Here is a 13,087-nt window from a genome sequence, read left to right as displayed (position 1 = left end):
GAGGCCAGCCTCCCCCTCGGCTTGGTAGCGGGTCCACCACTTGCGGAGCGTGGGGCGGGAGATGCCGCAGCGGCGGCAGACGAAGGAGGCGTTGCCGGTCTCCTGATAGAGCTTGACCCAGGTGAGGCGGGCCTTAAGGACATGCGGGGAGTCTTTCATGGTTGTGTAGCCTCGTGAGAGGGCGAAGTCTACGGCAGGCAACCATGTCGGCAATCTTTACAGATCGGAAAGGCGTCAATGACGCTTGGCTTTATTTGTAACTTGATGAAACTGCTACGATGGAAGGGAATCGACCAAAAGGTGCTGCTCTCTCACCTAAATCCCCCGCAATCGCAACCGCTGCAGTCAATGCTATTAGGTGATCCTCTAAACTCCATCTACAGAATAGCGAGGTGGCTAGGATATCACCGGCACCGAGAACTCGATCGCGCTCTGGACCAGTTATCCACGAGGTAGATTCAAGAGGCCCCACGTATTTAGCTCCCTTCCGTCCTGCAGTTAGGATCAAATGACAGCCAGTGTCTGATGCTATCTCCCGTAAAAGTCCGTGTTCACGTGCCGCTCTTTCTTGGCCCGTCAGCACAGAGGCATCGACAGGATTGAGCACCAATAAGACCGCTCTATTGCACATCTCAACTAGTTGTGCCGAGTCTTCAAAACGCCCATTGGGGACTAGACACCATTCACCAGAGATGTGTTCTTTCGCTTCGCTCAAAACTCTTCCACACGATTGCCCAAAAGCTATACCTCGCTTCACTGAATCATTAAGATTAATCGCTTCGGCGTCTGGCAAATCATGCGAGATCCAGAGATCTCTCGTTCTCCGGTCATCATACCAAAGGGATAAAAATCTACGTGTTTCACGCGAATCGACGGTGGGCACCTTGATATGAAAAAGATCACGCATCGCCTTGACCAACACCTGCCCCGAAGAATCAATCCCTACTGAAGACCCAAGGATGAACGGAACCCCTAAATGGCTGGCGGTCAGCGTCGCAAAAATTCCGGATCCGCCCAGTGTCGTCTCTGATTCAAGGAGTACACCCACGTCTCCCTTAGACCAGTTAGGATGTGAGTCCCTGCCGCTTGATGCTAACCGATAGTGCTCCTCAATCCCTAAGTCCCCTAGAATCAAGATGGGGTATGAGCGACACATACGTGCTACTGTGATCGATTAAGAGCCAAATCAACCATTCTATCAATTGACTTCTCGCATTCTCGAAACAGATCCAAAAGATGGGGACGGGGGTCCATGGGCTTCTCGATGAACTTTGCAACCTTGTTTATCATGTCATCCTCATCGTTGAAAAGGAACTCCTCAGGATACATCTCTGGATAGCACAACCGACGGGGTACTACAGGCGTTGAACCGAGAGCTGCCGCCTCCAGCATCGAGTATCCAAAGGTTTCTTGGCGACTGTTGCTTACAGTGACAGCACAAGTCGCGAGTAAATCGTAATACTCCTGCCGTGTCCGGGTCAATTGGCGGGTCACCACAACGGATTCCTTGCCGAACTCTCTAAGGAGCACATCTATTGTTTCAGGAGTCTTCTCGGGCACCAATCGATGCGGATAGGCGATCTTAGGTTCTTTCTTAACTGCTGAGGTCGCTGCAGCGACCTCAGCCGAATAAAAAGGAAGCCTTGTAACAAAGATCTTCTCCGATGGAATGCCGACATATGATATAATGAGTTTCTTATGGAAGTTCGATGCTACAAAGATACGGTCCACCCCCAGAAACCAACCTTTCTCAACCGGCCGTGCCCAATCGTCCATGTGCAATCGGGTGCGAAAATCCCATGGGTCGTACGCACCCGCGTGTAGCACGCCAGTGATACGAAAGTCAATCCCGGCCGCTTTCCTTATGTAGAGGAGAGAATCAAGCCCTGAAAACCAAAGGGTATGAAAGAGAAGCACATCGCCATCGCGGATCTTTCTTTCACTGAGCAAGCGTACCAAGTGGTCGAGTTGTGAGGACTTGACACGATGTGTTGCGAAGACATCAAGCACGTCTGCATTTCCCAACTCCGGAACAGAGAGTTCGGGCGGTGGCCAAACAAAGACATGAGGGACCCCCAGCTCTCTTAATCGGATTGGAAACCACTGGTTCCACAATCCTGAGTAGCGACGATTGTAGCTTTCTATAGGAATGACATACAGCATCTGTACCCTATTTAAATGAATCTGCTAAATGCCTGGCCTGTTGTAGATCGGCCATGTTATTAATAGTTATGATATCGATATCGATTGCAAAACATTGCATACCATACTGAGCATGGTTAGAAAGGACGAAATCTACTAGCGGCTGCTCTCCTTGCGTAGTCGCGCACCACTTCATAATGAAATCTCGTCGGCATGTAAAGTTATAGGTGATGATAGGATCCAGAATAGATCCTGGCCCCGTTACTTGGCCGCTTGCAGATAGTTGTACCCGCGATACTTTGGCACTTTCAACTGGCAAGGCGACAAATACGGCGGCGACGTCTTGTGTAAAACATTCAACCAAAGATGATAAAGCTCCGACTGGCAATAGATCATCACCACAAAGACAAATGATAGTGTCTGATTTCGCCCGCTCAGTTCCAATGGCTAGTGCATACTCTGACATACCAAGCACTTCCTGCGTAGCTACGTCGATATGCCTGAAAACTGCCTCGAAGCGGGCTCTGACGTAATCCTCGATTTGCGCACCTAAGTGGCCGACTACAACAACAAGGTCACGGACGCCCATCATAGCGAGGTGCCGAATCTGATATTCGATTAAAGGGTAGCCGCCAACCTCGAGGAGCGGTTTTGGGCATTTGTCAGTGACGGGGGCGAGCCGGTAGCCGCGACCAGCTGCTAATACAATTCCGGTGGGAGACGCTGTCATCTTCGGGACGTTCACTTGTTCGGCATAACCACTGATTAAGCCGAACGGATCGGCATAGCGCGAGGAGCAAAAGCGGAATCGTTCGCCATAACATACCGAACCGGCACCAGAAGCGGAAGCGGTCTGCCTACTGTGCCAGCGGCGAAGCCGTACGGGGCTCCCTACTCGTTCCATCCATCGCGCGGCTGCGCCTTACTCGATGCGCCGTACCGATGTCGGCCAGGGATCGGGGAAGGACTCACCTCTCTGCCAGGCGGCGATTTCTTCGTCGGTGCAGAGCGCGTCCTCCAGGGCAGCGTAGAAGGACGCGCAGGCCGCCTCGAGGCCGATGAGGGTAAGCTCCGCGTGGCGGTCGCCGAAGACGGGGTGCTGGGTTTCGAGCTGCGCCCTCAGGTGCTCGACCTCGTCAGGAAGTAGCTTGCCGTCCCGGTTTCGGGCGATCTCCGCGCGCCAGGAGCCCGTGATCTCAAGCGCGATCTGGCTGCCGGACTGCTGCCAGAGCAGGACGTCGGCGGGGCGCGAGGCGAGCCACAGGAACCCCTTGGTGCGGTAGAGCCCCGTGCTCAGCTTGCCGTGGCAGGCTTCGTGCAGGCGCTCCGGGTGGAACGGCCGCGGGTCGCGGAGGACGAGGGACTCGATGTAGTCGGCGGTGGCAGCGCGCAGGGTGAGGCCGAGCCGCTTCGCTCGGTCTTTCAGGGCCGAGAGCCTCGGCGCCGGGGTCCCCTCAAGCTGAGGCAGGAGCAGCCCGGCGTGGGCCGAGAGCCCGACGGCCGCGCGCGGCTGGAGCGTCTGCAGGGTTCGGACCTGCGCGTCGACGACCGGCCTCGGCACGGTGTCGATCTTGGTGAGGATGATCACGCTGGCGAAGGCGATCTGCTCGGCGAGCACGTCGGCGGCGCGGCGGAGCGCGGCATCGTGAGGGCCCGAGGCTTCGCCGGTGAAGAGGCGGCCGTCGGCGAAGTCGCGGTGGAGGTTCAGCGCGTCGACGGTGACGATGAAGTGCCTCAGGAAGAAACGCCGGTCCTGGGTGAGTGCCCTGACCAGCGGCCACGGCCGGGCGGCGCCCGTGCTCTCGCACAGGACGAGCGGCGGAGCGGGATCGAGCGCGGCGATATCGTCGAGGGCTGTCCCCACGGAGGCGTGAAGCAGTTCGCGGGCGTGGCTTCCATGCAGCGCCGCCACCCGACCAGCGAGGCGACCCGACACGGGCGTCGACTCCTCTCCTGCAAGCAACTCGGCATCGAGACCGAACTCGCTGAGGTCGTGGACGATCACCGCCGCGTCGCGCAGGGCGTCGCCGCGCCGCCAGCGCCGGAGGAGCGTCGTTTTCCCCGAGCCAAGAAAACCGCAGAGGGCAACGATAGGGATCCGGTCCATACGGCAAGCTGCTGGCAGAACGGGTAGCACCTCGCGCGCCCAAGGCTGCGAGGTTGAAGCGGTGAGTTTGGCAGAAGCTAACGTGGAGCGGAACGGCTGGCAAAGCTCGGCGGCTTGGGGTCGGCCTGCGAGCGCTGGTTATACCTCCCTCACGAGCACCTCCGTCGAGCCGAGGTCCTCTACTCGAAAACGCCGCCCGGCCAACGAGAACTCCAGCACGTCCGGCTCTGCCCAGTGGAGATCTGAGACGCCGGACACCTCCCCTCTCAGCTCGAACGCATCCGCGAGTCCCGTCATGTCGAGCCGTCGGGCTGAGGCGATTCGAACGCAGCACCCCTCCATGCCGTACGTCACACGCTCGATGTAGACGGCATCGTAGATCTCCGATGTCACGACGGCGGCGCGGAAGCGGTGCCCTTCTTCATCGGGGGAGGTGGGTGCTTCGTCCCACAAGATCGGGCCGGCAGCGAGGTCGGTGACGGAGGCGTAGTAATCGACCTCCCGCGTTTCCGTCTCGATGCGATGACCTTGGGCGTGAGCGCTCACGCTGACCGCGATCACGAGGACGAAGGGGAGTATGGCCTTCATATGGCGGAACGTCGGCGAGGGAGGTATAACCAGTGTTTAGGCCAAACGGGGCGGCATAGCGCGAGGAGCAAAAGCGGAATCGTTCGGCATAGCATACCGAACCGGCACCAAAAGCGGAAGCGGTCTGCCTAATGTACCAGCGGCGAAACCGTACGGGGCTCGCTACTCGTTCCAGCCGGAGCGCGGCTGCGGGTCGCGCGGCGCGGCGTAGGGGTGGGCCGCGTCCGGTGCAGTGGCTTCCTCGCGTTCGGCGGGCTCCTCGGCCTCCGGCGGCGAGGCCGACGTGCGCACCACCCGCTCGGTCTCGACGACCCGCACGGCGTCCTCGTCGGGCACGATGCGGGAGCCGAAGCGCCGCGCCCAGACCTGCGTGAACTCCGCCCCGACCAAGAGGATCAGCGCGGTGTAGTAGATCCACACGAGGATGACCACGACCGACCCCGCCGCCCCGAACGCCTCGCCCGGGTCCGAGCGCCCGAGGTAGAACCCGATCAGGAACTTGCCGAGCACGAAGAGCAGCGCCGTCGCCGCCCCCCCGACCCACACGTCGCGCCACGAGATGTGCGCGTCGGGGAGGACCTTGAAGATGGCGGCGAACAGGAACGCGAACAGCGCGAGGCTGACCGCGAGCTGGCCGGCGTAGGCGAAGACAGCCCCTACCGATCCGAGCGCTTCCTCGACCACGCCAAACAGCCCCGAGAGGAGCGCACTCGCCGCGAGCGAGACGATGAGCAGAAACGCGATCGTGAGCACCATGCCGAACGAGAGCACGCGCTTCGTGAGGAAGCTCACGACACCGCTCCCGGAGTCGTCGGGCTGGACCTCCCAGGCGCGGTTAAGCGACTGCTGAAGCTGCACGAACGCCCCCGTCGCCCCGAGCAGGAGGGCGAGCAGGGCGAGCACTTTGCCGCCCACGGACCCGCCGCCGAGCGTGCTCGCGTTCTCGATCATCGTCCGCACCTCGTCGCCCCCGCTCTCGCCGAGCAGGCTACCTAGCTGCCCCGTGATTTGCTCCTGCACGGTCTCGGCCCCGAAGACTGCGCCCGCCACCCCGACGAGGGTTGCGAGCAGCGGCGGGAGCGAGAGCAGCGTGTAGTAGGCGATCGCCGCGCTCATGCTGGTGCAGTTGTCGTCGGCGACCTCCCGGCCGGTCTGCTTGAGGAGGTCGAGCGCAGCGGAGAGCGAGATCATGGCAGGAGCGGATATGTGAGAAATGGGTGTGCCTTACCCCGCCCCGACGGAATTGTGCCCCGCCGCCGGGCGAAAAATCTCGGCTCACCCCTCGGTCTTGCTGCCTCCGCGCCCCGGCCCGACGGTGCGCTCGATCAGGTCGAGGATGCGGCGCATCTTGTCGGTCCAGCTCGACGGCTCGGCGTAGCCGTGGCCCTCAACCGGGGCGAGGGCCAACTCCCAGCCGGTCTTGCCGAGTTCGATGAGGCGCTGCGAGAGCCGGAAGATGTCCTGCGGCTGCACGTTTGTGTCGACGAGGCCGTGCGTCATCAGGAGTGGGTCGGCGAGGCCGCTGGCGAAGTTGATCGGCGACGAACGGGCGTAGGCGAGCGAGTCTTCGGCGGGCGTGTTGAGGATGTTGGAGGTGTAGACGTGGTTGTAGTGCGCCCAGTCGGTGACGGACCGGAGCGCCGCGCCGCCGCCGAAGTGCTCGGGCTCGGTGAAGAGCGCCATCAGCGTGAGGAAACCGCCGTACGACCCGCCGTAGATCGCCACGCGCTCGGGCTCGATCCCGAACTCGCTCCCGACCCAGCGGCTCGCGTCGACGTAGTCCTGGAGGTCGCGCCCGCCCATGTGGCGGTAGATCGCGGTGCGCCAGTCGCGCCCATAGCCCGCCGAGCCCCGGAAATCGATGTCGAGCACGAGGTAGCCCCGGTCGGCGAGGAGGTTGTGGAACTGGTACTCGCGGACGTAGCTGCTCCACCAGCGGTGGGCGTTCTGGAGGTAGCCTGCGCCGTGGACGAAGAAGACCGCAGCCCCGTTCGGACTCTCGGGCCGGTAGATGCGCGCCGGGACCTCAGCCCCGTCGCTCGCCGGGATCGTGACGATCTCGGCTGGGCGCCACGGGTAGGCGTTCCAGTCGTCCGTCGTCGAGTCGGTGACCTGACGGATCGGCGGCTGCCGGCCCTCTGCGGTCTCGCCGACGAACGGCGGCTCGACGAGGACCTCGGGTGGGTGGTTGCTCCGGCTGTGGAGGATGCCGAGCCAGTCTTCGGCCGGGCTGAGCTCCGCGTCGTTACGGCCGGGGAGCCGCGTCAGCCGGTCGCGCGCGCCTCCCTCCAGGGGCATCCGGTAGTAGTGCCGCTCGTAGGGCGAGCCTTCGCTGCTAGCGAAGTACCACCACTGCCCATCGCGCGAAAGCTGCACGTCGCTCACCTCGAAGTCGCCTTCCGTCAGTTGCCGGGTCTGCCCTGTCGCCACATCCACCGTCCAGAGGTGGCTGTAGCCCGACGCCTCGCTCTGGAACCAGTAGGTGCGGCTGTCCGGGAGCCAGCCGCCCGCGCTCTCGCCGACCCACCACGCGATCCCTGGCCCGGCGATCCAGGCCTCGTCGCGCTGCCGGTCCAGGCTCGTGACCGTCCCGGCTTCGGCGTCGAGGCGGGCGATCCAGCGGTCCTTGTTGTCGCGCGTCCGCACGTCGAGCACGGCGTAGCGCCCGTCCGGGCTCCACCTCGGCCCGAAGGGCACGAGCACCCGGCTGGAGTCAGCCGTCTCCCCGCGCTCGGCAGCCACGTCAGTCGGGTCGAACGCCCCCGGCAGCGTCGTCAGGTCGACCGTGTAGCTCGTGTCGCGCGCGAGGTCCTGGACGACCAGTTCGTGGCGGTCGCCCGGTGCCCCGACCTTCGGGCGGGCCGTCAGCTCTTCGGCATAGCCCGACTGCGTGACGTAGTCTGTCATGCTCGTCGTGGTCGGCTCGGCTCCGTCGCGGAGGACGAAGGTGACGAAGCGCTCGTCCGGGCTGAGCGTCAGTTGCTGCACGTCCCGGTCACCGGCGTAGTAGGTCGGCGGGAGGTCGCGCGCTGCCGCTTCGGTCTCCTCGGCGGCGTCCCGCAGCGAGTCCTCCCGCGCTGCCTCGCGGAGCACGTCGAAGAGGCCACGTTGCTGACGTTCGAGAAAGGCGTCCTGCTCGCTCGGCGCGTCCTCCTCCGGCTCGGTGCCTTCGCGCAGATCAGTCCGCTGCCGGACCGCGACCGTGGCGAGGTCGAGGGCGTAGAGCGCGTCGCCCTGCTCGAAGACGACGCGCCGGCCGTCGGGCGAGAACCGGGGGCTGGATTCGCGCGCCCGCGTCTCGGTCAGCCGCCGGAGGTCACCCGAGGCGAGATCGTAGAGCCACACGTCGCCGTCGCGCTCGAAGACGCGGCGCTGGAAGTCGGGGTCGTAGGCGAGCCGGTCCGCGTGCCACCCGTCGAAGCGCGGCGGGAGGGCGAGGCGCTCGGCCGGCGTCACCCGCACCGGGTCTGTCTCGCCGGGCACGACCTTGTAGAGCGAGTCGGCCGGGAACTGACCCTGCGGATTCCAGCGGAAGTAGACGTGCTCGCCCGCGTCGGTCCAGAACACGTCCGACGGCCACGCCCCGATCCACGTCTCGGGGTCCTGCGTGATCTGCTCGACCGTCAGCGTCGGCTGCGCGGCGACGGGAGCGGCGAGGAGCGCGAGGGCGGCGAAACGGTAGAGCATGCGATCGACGGGCTGGTGAAGCCCGGAAGATAGCCGCCGCGAGCCCGCTTATCCATCGCCGATCTGGAGCCGGTCCGGCACGTCGTTGCGCTGCGGCTCCGGGTTGACGAGGCCGCCCGTGAGCGGCAGCTCGAACGCCGTCAGGAACGGGGCCACGACCGAGAAGAAGAATTCCTGCTGGAACTCGACGAAGTCCTCGTCGAGGCGGCCCTCGGCGTCGGCGTGGCCGAGGATGTCGAGGTAGAACACGCGGGGCCAGCCGGGGTAGCGGGTCTGCGCCTCGCGGAGCAGGGCGACGACGTCCTGCGCGGCCCGCCCGAACGAGTCCTCCGCCGCCACGATGTGGTAGAGCGAGACCGAGTTGTCGAAGTTCATCGCGAGGCCGGGGGCCTCGGGCTTGTTGTAGTCGGGGACGTACACGGCGGGCAGCGGGCAGTGGGCAGCGAGCGGAAAATAGCACATCCGATGCGCGGGTTCTCCGCGCCCCTTACCCGGCGACTGCGCGTTCGAGCAGAAGGCTCACACCGGCATGCGGGGGACGCGGGCGGTGAGGCCGGTCGGGAGGATGTAGGCCATCTCGCCTATCGCCGCCGCTACCTCGGTCACGGACGGGCCGCCCGGCCCGAAGAGGACGGCCTCGTCGCCGGCGGCAACGGATGCTCCGCCGCCGGGCCGCCCGAGGTCGAGCATCGTCATGTCCATGCAGACGCGCCCGGCGACCGGGTAGTGCTGCCCACCGATCCCGATTTCGCCCCGGTTCGAGAGCCCGCGCGGGTAGCCGTCGCCGTAGCCGACGGCGAGCGTGGCGATGCGCGTCGGGGCGTCGGCGGTCCACGTCCGGCCGTAGGAGACGGTGTCGCCCGGCGCGACGGTCTTGACGTGGACGACGCGGGTGACGAGCCGCATCACCGGCCGAACGTCGGCGCGCTCGGCGACGAAGTCGGACGACGGCAGCCCGTAGAGGTAGCCCCCGGCGCGGACGAAGGCGCGGCGCTGCATGGCCTCGGGAAGCTGGAGGAGGGCCCCCGTGTTGGCAAGGTGGAGCGGCGGCAGCGGCTCCCCGACCTCGGCCAGCACCGCCTCGAACCGGCCGAGTTGGGTGCGGGCGAAGGCCGCGTCCGGCTCGTCGGCCGTTGCGAAGTGGGTCCACAGGCCGGCCACCTCGACGGCCGGCGCGGCGCGGAGCAGGCGCATCGCCTCGGCGACCTCGCCCGGCGCGAGGCCGATCCGCCCCATCCCGGTATCGACCTTGACGTGAACTCGGAGCGCCTCGCCGAGCGCGGCGGCAGCCTCGGCAACCTGGACCGACGAGACCGTCGCCTCCAGGCCGTGCGCGGCGTAGGCCGGAAGCTGCTCGGGCAGCGGCGCGGCGAAGACGAGGATCCGCTCGGTGACGCCGAGGCTGCGAAGCTCGATGCCCTCCGCGACTGTCGCCACGGCGAAGAACCCGACGCCCTCCTCCCGCAGCACCGGCGCGACGAGGTCGACGCCGTGCCCGTACGCGTTTGCTTTGACGATCCCGACGACCTCGGCTTCGCCCGCGAGCGCCCGCATCGAGCGGAGGTTGGCCCGAAGCGCGTCGAGGCTGATCTCGGCGACGGTGAGCGGGGCGTCGGGGTCGAAGGCCATAGCGAGAAGCTACGACGGGAGCATGCCCGCTTTCTGCTCGCTGCCTGCCGTTCGCTGCCCGCTGGCGCTCGCCATCTCCCACGCCTCGGCCTCGATGCCGGCGCGGTCGCCGTGGAGGGCGGCGGCCAGGAGTTCGACCGAGCGGACGAGGCCGGGCCCGGGCCGGTTGAAGTAGGCGTTGCCGTCAAAGGCGAACACGCGGCCGTCACGGACGGCGCGGAGCGATGTCCAGGCCGGCCGCTCGGTGAGGTAATGGAGGTCGGCGAGGGCTTGGTCGACGGTCAGCCCGCAGGCCGTGACGGCGATCACGTCGGGGTCGGCTTCGACGAGGGCGTGCCAATCGACGTATTGCGACGGGGCCCCTGCCTCGGCGCAGACAGCGCGGCCGCCAGCGAGGCGCACGAGGTCCGGCGTCCAGTGCCCCGCCGTCATCAGCGGCTCGATCCACTCGACGCAGGCCACGGCCGGGTAGTCCTCCGGGTCGTCGCGCCGGCTGAGGCCAAGCCGGTCCTGCAACCGCTTCAGCCGCACCTCGCCCTCGGCGACCGCCGGCATCGCCCCAGGCAGCCGGCCGGCCGCGCGGCCAAGCCGGAGCGCAGCGTCCAGGACCTGCTTGTAGGTCATCGGCTCCATCGAGAAGAGCGCGGGCTGCCCGTCGGTCCAGTCGGCGAGAGTCCGTTCGAGCGTCGGGAGGTCGACCGCGCAGACGGCGCACTGCGCCTGCGTCACGACGAGGTCGGGCGCAAGAGCGCGGAGGGCGCCGAGGTCGACGTCGTATAAGCTCAGCCCCTCCGAGAGCGTGCCCTGCACGACGGCGTCGATGGCGGCCGAGTCGCCCTCGGTCGGGACCGTCGGGCGGGAGACGACGGGCGCGCCGGCGACCTCCGGGGCGTCGCACTCGTGGGAGCGCCCGACGACGGAGCCGGCCGCGCCGAAGGCGACGAGCCAGTCGGTGGCGGCGGGGAGGAGGGAAACAATGCGCATGGCGGCGGGGTGCGTGGAGAGGCAGCTTCGGACAGGCTCGGGGCTACCCCGTGTACCCCTCTCTCTACGCCAAGATTCGATGTCCGCTCCCCTTCCTCGCCACCCGGCACCCGACCTCTCCTTCCCCCTCCTCGATGGCGGCGCCTGGTCGCTGGCCGGCCGCTCGCCCAGGCACTTCACGCTCGTCGTGGTCTACCGCGGCCTCCACTGCCCGATCTGCAAGCGCTACCTCGAGACCCTGACTGACCTCCAAGGCGGCTACGCCGAGCGCGGGGTCGAGGTGGTGGCGGTGAGCATGGACGCCGAGGCGCGCGCCCGCAAGGCGCGCATGGACTGGAGCATCGAGAGCCTTCCGCTCGGCTACGGGCTGGAGGCGGCGACGGCGCGGGCGTGGGGCCTCTACTTCAGCCGCGCCATCAAGGACGGCGAACCCGACCTCTTCGCCGAGCCTGGCCTCTTCCTCGTCCGCCCGGACGGCACGCTCTACTACGCCGCCATCAGCTCGGCCCCGTTCGGCCGGCCGCACCTCCCAACGTTTCTCAAGTCGCTCGACTTCATCATCGGCGAGGACTACCTCGCGCGCGGCGAGGTCGAGGTAGACGCCTAAATGCCGGAGGCGATCAGGAGGTCGATGTCGCGGTGGGGCATCCCGAAGATGAGCGCGAGGCTCTTTTTCGTCAGGTGGCCCCGGTAGACGTAGGTCCCGCTGCGGAGGCTCGTGTTCTGCCACAGCGCCTCGTTGATCGAGGTCGCCTCGCCGATGTCGAGGAGGTAGGGCGTGAGCACGTTCGTGAGGGCGTAGGTCGCCGTGCGCGCCGCGTTCGAGGGCATGTTCGGGACGCAGTAGTGGACGACCTCCTCGTCGACGTAGGTCGGCTCCGAGTGCGTCGTCGGGTGGCTCGTCTCGATGCAGCCGCCCTGGTCGGTGACGAGGTCGACGATCACCGAGCCGGGGTGCATCGAGGCGACGGCCTCGCGCGTGACGAGGACCGGCGAGCGCTGGCCGCCGGACATCATCGCGCCGATCACGACGTCGGCCCGCTGCACGGCCTGGCGGACGTACTGCGCGTTCGCCATCGCCGTCGTGATGCGCCGGTCGAGGTAGTGTTCGAGGGAGCGGAGCGCGGCGAGGTCGGTGTCGAGCACGATCACATGGGCCCCGTAGCCGAGCGCCGTCCGCGCCGCCCACTCGCCGACGACGCCCGCGCCGAGGATGACGACCGTCGCCGGGGGCACGCCGGAGATGCCGCCGAGCATCACGCCGCGCCCGCCCTCGGAGCTCTCCAGCAGGCGAGCGGCCACCTGGATCGCCATCGAGCCGGAGATTTCGTGCATCATCCGCACAATCGGGAGCGTGCCGTCGGCCTCCGTGATGAACTCGAACCCGATCCCGGTCACGCGCAGCTCCATCAGGCGGCGCAGGAAGTCCGGCGTCATGTTGCCGAGGTGGAGCGCCGAGATGAGCACCTGCTTCTCCTGGACGAGCGCGAGCTCGTCGGCGTCCGGCGGGAAGACCTTGACGACGAGTTCGGACTGGCTGTAGACCTCGCCCGCCTCGTCGACGAGTTCGGCCCCGGCGTCGGCGTACTCGGCGTCGGTGAAGTGGGCCGTAGCCCCCGCGCCGCGCTCGACGGTGACCTTGTGGCCGGCCGCCGCGAGGATGCCGGCCCCGTAGGGGGCGAGGGCCACGCGCCGCTCCTCGCCCGAGGCCTCCCTCGGGACGCCGATCCGGAGCGTGCGCTTGCGCTCGGCGACCGTCGCGGGTCGCTCCAGCGGCATCAGTTCAGATCCGAACCCTTGAACAGAGGGTATCTCCATAGGCCTCCTGGCGTCGGTGCAGTGGGGAGAAAGTACGAAGGCTGGGTCTGGGAGCGGAAGCGGGGACAAGCGGAAGCGGGGAAGAGCGGAAGCGGGGAGGATTGACTCGGCGGTGCATCCTGAACTCTTCCG

At 66.0% G+C, this 13,087-nt stretch carries 13 protein-coding genes; 1 reads left to right on the top strand and 12 read right to left on the bottom strand.

Annotated features, from left to right (window positions below; genetic code table 11):
* From AAGI91_16680 to AAGI91_16630, 11 genes are all read right to left on the bottom strand, one after another.
* On the bottom strand, positions 1 to 159 hold a 159-nt coding region (locus tag AAGI91_16680; protein MEM1044245.1), incomplete at its 3' end, for a helix-turn-helix domain-containing protein.
* 91 nt (positions 160 to 250) lie between these two features.
* Positions 251 to 1,048: a carbohydrate kinase family protein gene (locus AAGI91_16675; GenBank protein ID MEM1044244.1), complete on the bottom strand. Its 798-nt coding sequence runs from the start codon at positions 1,046 to 1,048 to the stop codon at positions 251 to 253.
* A gap of 113 nt (positions 1,049 to 1,161) precedes the next feature.
* Positions 1,162 to 2,163, bottom strand: coding sequence for a hypothetical protein (locus AAGI91_16670; protein MEM1044243.1), 1,002 nt, complete (start codon positions 2,161 to 2,163; stop codon positions 1,162 to 1,164).
* 7 nt (positions 2,164 to 2,170) lie between these two features.
* Positions 2,171 to 3,046 (bottom strand): NTP transferase domain-containing protein, encoded by an 876-nt coding sequence (locus tag AAGI91_16665; protein ID MEM1044242.1) that lies wholly within the window; start codon positions 3,044 to 3,046, stop codon positions 2,171 to 2,173.
* Between the two features lie 18 nt (positions 3,047 to 3,064).
* A complete protein-coding gene (locus AAGI91_16660; GenBank protein MEM1044241.1) occupies positions 3,065 to 4,249 on the bottom strand; it encodes a GTP-binding protein in 1,185 nt (394 codons plus the stop codon).
* 138 nt (positions 4,250 to 4,387) lie between these two features.
* The gene (locus tag AAGI91_16655; protein ID MEM1044240.1) at positions 4,388 to 4,837 is read right to left on the bottom strand and encodes a hypothetical protein; all 450 of its coding nucleotides are present in this window, start codon (positions 4,835 to 4,837) and stop codon (positions 4,388 to 4,390) included.
* Positions 4,838 to 4,999: 162 nt separating this feature from the next.
* Positions 5,000 to 6,028, bottom strand: coding sequence for a YihY/virulence factor BrkB family protein (locus AAGI91_16650; GenBank protein MEM1044239.1), 1,029 nt, complete (start codon positions 6,026 to 6,028; stop codon positions 5,000 to 5,002).
* Positions 6,029 to 6,112: 84 nt separating this feature from the next.
* On the bottom strand, positions 6,113 to 8,524 hold the full coding sequence (locus AAGI91_16645; protein MEM1044238.1) for a prolyl oligopeptidase family serine peptidase: 2,412 nt from the start codon (positions 8,522 to 8,524) through the stop codon (positions 6,113 to 6,115).
* 48 nt (positions 8,525 to 8,572) lie between these two features.
* A complete protein-coding gene (locus tag AAGI91_16640; GenBank protein ID MEM1044237.1) occupies positions 8,573 to 8,986 on the bottom strand; it encodes a hypothetical protein in 414 nt (137 codons plus the stop codon).
* Between the two features lie 57 nt (positions 8,987 to 9,043).
* Entirely contained in the window at positions 9,044 to 10,153 is a 1,110-nt protein-coding gene (alr, locus tag AAGI91_16635) for an alanine racemase (GenBank protein MEM1044236.1), read from the bottom strand.
* A 9-nt stretch (positions 10,154 to 10,162) separates the two neighbouring features.
* Positions 10,163 to 11,137: an ABC transporter substrate-binding protein gene (locus tag AAGI91_16630; GenBank protein MEM1044235.1), complete on the bottom strand. Its 975-nt coding sequence runs from the start codon at positions 11,135 to 11,137 to the stop codon at positions 10,163 to 10,165.
* 79 nt (positions 11,138 to 11,216) lie between these two features.
* Here AAGI91_16630 and AAGI91_16625 point away from each other — a divergent pair, with 79 nt between their 5' ends.
* The gene (locus AAGI91_16625; protein MEM1044234.1) at positions 11,217 to 11,744 is read left to right on the top strand and encodes a peroxiredoxin-like family protein; all 528 of its coding nucleotides are present in this window, start codon (positions 11,217 to 11,219) and stop codon (positions 11,742 to 11,744) included.
* Here the strand turns inward: AAGI91_16625 and AAGI91_16620 are convergent.
* Positions 11,741 to 12,955, bottom strand: coding sequence for an alanine dehydrogenase (locus tag AAGI91_16620; GenBank protein MEM1044233.1), 1,215 nt, complete (start codon positions 12,953 to 12,955; stop codon positions 11,741 to 11,743). The genes AAGI91_16625 and AAGI91_16620 overlap by 4 nt on opposite strands.
* Positions 12,956 to 13,087: the final 132 nt, after the last annotated feature.

Source organism: Bacteroidota bacterium (assembly GCA_038746285.1).
Classification (GTDB): domain Bacteria; phylum Bacteroidota; class Rhodothermia; order Rhodothermales; family JANQRZ01; genus JANQRZ01.
Note: the sequence above shows the minus strand (reverse complement) of the source record. Positions and strands in the feature narration are given on the sequence as shown.

Bases quoted from the DNA above. Each gene is read 5' to 3' on its own strand.
- AAGI91_16655 (MEM1044240.1), bottom strand. From the start codon at position 4,837: ATGAAGGCCATACTCCCCTTCGTCCTCGTGATCGCGGTCAGCGTGAGC.
- AAGI91_16640 (MEM1044237.1), bottom strand. From the start codon at position 8,986: ATGTGCTATTTTCCGCTCGCTGCCCACTGCCCGCTGCCCGCCGTGTAC.
- AAGI91_16650 (MEM1044239.1), bottom strand. From the start codon at position 6,028: ATGATCTCGCTCTCCGCTGCGCTCGACCTCCTCAAGCAGACCGGCCGG.
- AAGI91_16665 (MEM1044242.1), bottom strand. From the start codon at position 3,046: ATGGAACGAGTAGGGAGCCCCGTACGGCTTCGCCGCTGGCACAGTAGG.
- AAGI91_16670 (MEM1044243.1), bottom strand. From the start codon at position 2,163: ATGCTGTATGTCATTCCTATAGAAAGCTACAATCGTCGCTACTCAGGA.
- AAGI91_16630 (MEM1044235.1), bottom strand. From the start codon at position 11,137: ATGCGCATTGTTTCCCTCCTCCCCGCCGCCACCGACTGGCTCGTCGCC.
- AAGI91_16645 (MEM1044238.1), bottom strand. From the start codon at position 8,524: ATGCTCTACCGTTTCGCCGCCCTCGCGCTCCTCGCCGCTCCCGTCGCC.
- alr (MEM1044236.1), bottom strand. From the start codon at position 10,153: ATGGCCTTCGACCCCGACGCCCCGCTCACCGTCGCCGAGATCAGCCTC.
- AAGI91_16625 (MEM1044234.1), top strand. From the start codon at position 11,217: ATGTCCGCTCCCCTTCCTCGCCACCCGGCACCCGACCTCTCCTTCCCC.
- AAGI91_16660 (MEM1044241.1), bottom strand. From the start codon at position 4,249: ATGGACCGGATCCCTATCGTTGCCCTCTGCGGTTTTCTTGGCTCGGGG.
- AAGI91_16620 (MEM1044233.1), bottom strand. From the start codon at position 12,955: ATGGAGATACCCTCTGTTCAAGGGTTCGGATCTGAACTGATGCCGCTG.